Source organism: Peribacillus sp., from assembly GCF_059453735.1.
In genome coordinates this window covers 1-5,950 of the sequence record NZ_JAZVJO010000189.1, presented here as the reverse complement: position 1 = coordinate 5,950, position 5,950 = coordinate 1, and the positions used below count along the sequence as shown (strand labels likewise).

General features: G+C 38.2%; 6 protein-coding genes. 2 read left to right on the top strand and 4 right to left on the bottom strand.

The genetic code is table 11. The annotated features are described in order from the left end of the window. The coding region (locus AC52RT_RS06135; protein WP_495539927.1) for a branched-chain amino acid aminotransferase family protein at positions 1 to 655 on the bottom strand (655 nt) is incomplete at its 3' end. Between the two features lie 194 nt (positions 656 to 849). After that, positions 850 to 1,698, bottom strand: coding sequence for a patatin-like phospholipase family protein (locus tag AC52RT_RS06130; RefSeq protein WP_495539926.1), 849 nt, complete (start codon positions 1,696 to 1,698; stop codon positions 850 to 852). 325 nt (positions 1,699 to 2,023) lie between these two features. On the opposite strand from AC52RT_RS06130, the gene AC52RT_RS06125 reads away from it, so the two are divergent. Further along, a complete protein-coding gene (locus AC52RT_RS06125; RefSeq protein ID WP_495539925.1) occupies positions 2,024 to 3,097 on the top strand; it encodes an AI-2E family transporter in 1,074 nt (357 codons plus the stop codon). 38 nt (positions 3,098 to 3,135) lie between these two features. On the opposite strand, the gene fdhD is transcribed toward AC52RT_RS06125, so the two are convergent. Together fdhD and AC52RT_RS06115 are read right to left on the bottom strand one after the other, a co-directional pair. Beyond that, positions 3,136 to 3,933 (bottom strand): formate dehydrogenase accessory sulfurtransferase FdhD, encoded by a 798-nt coding sequence (gene fdhD / locus AC52RT_RS06120; RefSeq protein WP_495539924.1) that lies wholly within the window; start codon positions 3,931 to 3,933, stop codon positions 3,136 to 3,138. Further along, positions 3,930 to 4,295, bottom strand: coding sequence for a Na-translocating system protein MpsC family protein (locus tag AC52RT_RS06115; RefSeq protein WP_495539923.1), 366 nt, complete (start codon positions 4,293 to 4,295; stop codon positions 3,930 to 3,932). Before AC52RT_RS06115 ends, fdhD begins: the two co-directional genes overlap by 4 nt. Before the next feature lie 398 nt (positions 4,296 to 4,693). Between AC52RT_RS06115 and AC52RT_RS06110 the strand changes: the two genes are divergently transcribed. Further along, positions 4,694 to 5,950, top strand: a 1,257-nt coding sequence (locus tag AC52RT_RS06110) for a molybdopterin-dependent oxidoreductase (protein ID WP_495539922.1), incomplete at its 3' end; no start/stop codon positions are given.

Genomic DNA, 5,950 nt, shown 5'->3' with positions numbered 1-5,950 from the left:
GCTTGGCCTCCGACTTATCAGAAACTTCTTGTGCTTTTAGACTAGATGCATAATTGCCGCCTGTTTTCGCTTCACCTGTGCCTCCATTAACAGCACGGGTAAATGCTTGTTCAACAGCAATTCGAATTGGATGAATGCCTTCTTTATAATAAGAGCCAACTGGCGACATAATGACGATGAATTGATAGCGGTTCGAAGGCGCTACCCCTAGATACGGTTCAGTTGCAATCACAAAAGGACGAATATAAAGAGAAGTCCCTTTTGCTTCAGGAATCCAATCCTGATCCACACGAATTAATTCTTTCAAGGCTTCTAAGGCTGTGTCGACATCAATATGCGGAATGCATAAACGTTCATTCGATTTATTTAACCTCTGGAAGTTTTTCTCGGGACGAAAAAGGAAAATCTCTTTTTCACTAGTCAGATATGCTTTAAGTCCTTCAAAAACCGATTGGCCATAATGAAAAATCATCGCTGAGGGATCTAATGTAATCTGTTGATACGGAACGATTCTCGGATCATGCCATCCTTGGCCTGTTATGTAATCCATAATAAACATGTGATCTGTAAAAACCTTACCAAACTCTAATTTGTCAGCTTGTGGTTTTTGTTTCTTAGTTGTACTTAGCGTGATCTCCATATCGAATTCCTTCATTACTAAAACCCCTTGTTGTATAAATTTAGTAGTACTTTTAAAACTATAATTTATTTTACTCCTTATATCAACGATGTTTCAAGTTAAAATAACGAAATTTTCGGAATTTTTATCCTTTTTAATGAAATGAGCAGGTAATCCACACTCGGATAAGAAAAAAGCCATGACATAATATTGACAATGGCACAGCTTATTTAAGATAAAAATTCAGTAAGGGCTGCAAAAGTTCTACTTGCTTCCTGGTATCCTTGATTATATAAAGTGCTAAGCTTACTTGGGTTGCGCTCGATTCGCCCGACCTCCACTTTTTCTGAAGGACGAATGACAAATACATTTCCCTGTTTTTCTTGCTCCTCTATATAAGAAATCGTTTCGTTATAAACTTGATGACGACGGGCAATTGCCGTTAGCAATCCTTGATAAGGTGCATACTTACGTTTTAGATACCAGTTAAAAGACTGAGGCCCTTTAATATAGCCTTTATTTTGAGTTAAAATGACTACATTCTTTTTATAGTCATCTTTTTCCGCTTTCAACAAGGGAATAGGATCTGCGATACCCCCATCTAATAGACTATGACCTTGATAAGAAATGATTGGAGCCATCAATGGTAATGAACTTGATGCCCGGATGATGGTTAGGATGTCATCTTGATAGGTAGTCTTATCAAAGTAGACAGGTTCTCCCGTCAAACAATCGGTCGTTCCAACCACAAATTCACCTGTAGCTTGATTAAAGGTAGTAAAATCAAATGGAACAAGTTCATTGGCTAATTTGTTGAAAATGAATTCCATTCCAAACAATTCTCCCTTGCGTACCAAGTTTTTAACAGACATATATTCAGGATGACGGATATAATCGATATTTACAATTCTGTTGCGATCGATTTGCCGTGCAACATAAGAAGATCCATTGCAGGCACCAGCCGATACTCCGATGACATAAGGAAGATAGATATCCTTTTCCATTAAGAATTGAAGGACTCCCCCGGTGAAAACTCCGCGCATTCCGCCGCCCTCTAAAACCAATCCTGTTTTGTTCATTGTCATTCGCCTCTTTAATATAAAATAGTAGGAATAAATTGTAACATACATTTTCCTTTTTTACTGAACTTAGAAATGTAAGCTAGTATGTTACGTACCTTCTCCAAATGAATTCTTCCCCAAAAGGGGTAAAAATTTGTCCATAGGACGATCGCCGTCTTTATAGAAGATATCTTCCTTATTCACAGAATTCATTTAAGCCAGAGTATTGGAGTTTATAGGGTCTTTCTCCTGCTTTCAGGCTTTTTTTTTGCATAAAGTTTACCATGACGTACAAAAAGGGAAGTATGAAAGACAAACATCATTTTGTGGAGGGGCATGCCCAGTGTGGATACATAAACCGTTTTTTCAATATGCAACAGGCATTATTTTAACCATTATTATTATTTTTCTATTTGGGAAAATAGATTATTTTCTTTGGCCATTCCAAAAAACAATAGCAACCATCTTCTTTCCCGTCGCACTTACTGGTCTTCTATACTATATTATAAGGCCGATTGTTAAACTCTTAGGGCGCTACATGCCCAAACTTGCTAGTATCATTCTTGTTTTTACGATTATTTTAGGTCTGTTAACTTTAGGAACTTATTTCGCTGGACCTGTCCTAAGCGATCAGGTAAGTACTTTATCGGAAGAATTCCCAGGTAAGATGAAAGAATTTACGTTAACATCTGAACAAACACTAAAAGATCATGACTTTGGTCTCCTTCAAAACGAAGATTTACGACAGAAAGCGGTTGATTCTGGTCAAAAGCTGCTAACAAGTATGAGTGGGAACTTAATGACTGTCTTCTCTACCATAACCAGTATCGCGACTGTTCTCATCATCGTCCCTTTTCTGTTGTTTTACTTTTTAAAAGATGATGACAAGCTTCGTCCGTTTCTACTGAAATATATTCCTAATGAAGTTGAAGATGAAGGAAACGTGATTTTAAAAGATGTCGACAAGACTCTTTCCGCTTACATCATCGGGCAAACAATTATTGCGCTCGCAGATGGAATTATGATGTATATTGGTTATGTTATTATTGGTCTTGATTACGCGTTGATTCTAGCGCTGTTTGCGATGTGTCTGATTATTGTTCCATTTTTAGGACCATTTCTTGGGGTCATCCCCGCTTTACTCGTCGGTCTACAACAAGATCCAATTATGGCTGTAAAAGTATTAGTGATTCTATTGGTGGTTCAGCAATTAGAGGGAAACCTGATTACGCCTAATGTCATGGGAAAAAGATTAAATATTCATCCCGTGACGGTTATTCTGCTCTTACTCGCAGCCGGAACCTTATATGGCTTTATTGGCATATTAATTGCCATCCCGCTTTACGCAGTAATTAAAACGCTTGTGAAAAACTTCCGCAAATTCTACCGACTGCGTCAAGGACCGCATAAAATATAACAAAAAGAGGGAAGCGATTCGCTTTCCTCTTTTTGTTGTCAGCTTGGCTGGATGATCCGCTCTGGACATGTATAAACATTTAAAGATGAATGACGGACAAAACCAATCGTTGTAATCCCAAGTTCTTCAGCTGCCTGCAGGGCAAGCTCTGTCGGCGCTGATTTTGAAACGACAATTTCACAGCCAATCTTAGCTACTTTCAAGAGAATTTCAGAAGAAATCCGTCCGCTGAATACTAACACTTTGTTGCGTATTTCAATGTTGTTTTTTAAGCAATAGCCGTAAATTTTATCAAGGGCATTATGACGGCCAATATCCAACCGTGTAATTGTATTACCTTCCAAATCACATAAGGCTGCATTATGAACACCGCCGGTTTTTTTAAAAACGTCAGCAGAACCTTGAAGATTATTCATTAAAGTAAAACAATCATCAGGCGTTACTTTAATTGTAATCGCATCCATTTTTTTCGCCGTTAGGGCATCATTTACAAAGACGAATCCCTGTCTGCTCATCCCGCAGCAAGAGGTGATGTAGCGCTTGTTCTGGAAATTTTGATAAAAGGGATTAATCTTGGAGATGCTCACATGCACATACCCTTCGTTCTCTTGAACCCAAATATTTTCAATTTCTTGATATCTTTTAATAATTCCTTCGGATGCAAGGTAGCCTATCACCATATCTTCAATATATTCAGGTGAACAAACCATCGTAACAAATTCCTCACCATTAATTTTTACGGTTACAGCGTATTCCGTAACAATTCGGTCTTCGATCCACTCTCCATTCCCACTTTCAAAATGAAGGACCTTCCGTTTAATCTCGATAGGTTTCATGACTGTCCCTCCTTCGTACCGCCAATAGGTCGATCAAATACAAAAACCGATACGCCAATATCTTCCTCAATTTTTATATCAGAAAATAAATGGACAAGTTTTGCCTCCATAAGTTCGTTCATTCCCTCAGGTGTCTTATCTTTATAAATATCCTGAATTAAGGTGGTTCTAGCGGCATGAACCATGTTACGGCCATCTACTGAACGAGCAATAAATTTTTCAGTTGGTGTTAGATTTCCATAGAGTGTAGAAATCACCATGTTATCGACAAATACGGTCTGAATTCGTTCAGGCCCTTTACCAAAGAGATCCTTTCGCAGTTTTCTTATAATATCATTAAACTCATGAACTTTTTTAGACATCTCTATACCTCTTTTCCCCTGTATACAATAAGTCTACAGTATTATCCTACTAGGTATACTGTCTATTTGTAAAAGGCTTTATCTTAAAAAGTTTATTATTTGTTTTACTGGGATAATTCCTAATTATGCGACTTTTTACTTGAGTAATCTGGTTTAGCATTCTTTTTATAATTATTATTGTTTATTCAAGAAAGTAGCTGTATAATAACCAATGTTGGTCCCTTGGTAATTCGTGAATTGTCAAGCGTCTATCATGTGAACTTTCTTAAGCTATCTGGATTGGTACTTTAGTAAGATCTGCTAATGAACTATTCCACCATATACTTCACTGATGCCCCAAGTGGGTTTCTGTGTTGTATATGGTGGTTTTTTATTTTTTATACGAAAGAGGTTTAACGATGGAAACAAACTATGTCACCGTCACGATTAATAATCAGCAGTATTTTGCCGAGGAAGGCAAAACTGTCGTGCAAATCCTTAATGAAAATAAAATTGAACATCCGCAAATTTGCTATGTTCCTGAAGTTGACCCGATTCAAACATGTGATACGTGTATTGTCTCAATTGATGGAAAACTAGCCCGTTCTTGCTCAACCGTTGCTAAAGAAGGCATGGTTATTGATCTTCAAGCACCTGCTGCCAAAGAAGCACGTACGGAAGCAATGGACCGCATTCTTGAAAACCATCTGCTTTATTGTACCGTTTGTGATAACAACAATGGTAATTGTAAGCTACATAATACGGCTGAAATGATGGAAATAGCACATCAGGAATATCCTTATACACCAAAGGTAACGCCTGTGGATGTCGATATGACACATCCCTTCTACCGCTATGATGCCAATCAGTGTATTGCTTGTGGTCAGTGTGTTGAGGTATGTCAAAGTCTACAAGTTAACGAAACACTATCAATTGACTGGGAAGCTGAACGTCCACGTGTCATCTGGGATGCAGGTGTTTCCATTAATGAATCATCATGTGTCGGCTGTGGTCAGTGTGTAACGATCTGTCCATGTAATGCTTTAATGGAAAAATCGATGCTCGGTGAAGCTGGATTTATGACAGGTCTTGAGGAAGATATTCTTACTCCGATGATCGATTTAATTAAAACAGTTGAACCAGATTACACCACGATTTTTGCTGTTTCTGAAGTTGAAGCGGCTATGCGTGAAGAACGTACGAAAAAAACGAAAACAGTATGTACCTTCTGTGGTGTAGGCTGTTCATTCGAGGTTTGGACGAAGGATCGTAAAATATTGAAAGTTCAACCTTCACATGACGCACCTGTTAATGCCATCTCTACTTGTGTAAAAGGAAAGTTCGGCTGGGATTTCGTCAATTCAAAAGAACGTTTAACTAAACCATTAATCCGTAAAAACGGCGAATTTGTCGAAGCTTCATGGGATGAAGCATTAGATCTTGTTGCGAGCAAATTAGGTTCTATTAAGCAGGAATACGGAAAAGGTTCTGTCGGCTTCATTTCATCTTCCAAGATTACTAATGAAGAGAACTATGTGATACAAAAAATGGCACGTCAAGTATTCGAAACCAATGATGTTGACAACTGCTCTCGCTACTGTCAAGCACCTGCTACTGACGGATTGTTCCGCACAGTCGGAATGGGCGGAGATGCTGGAACGATTAAAGATATTGCA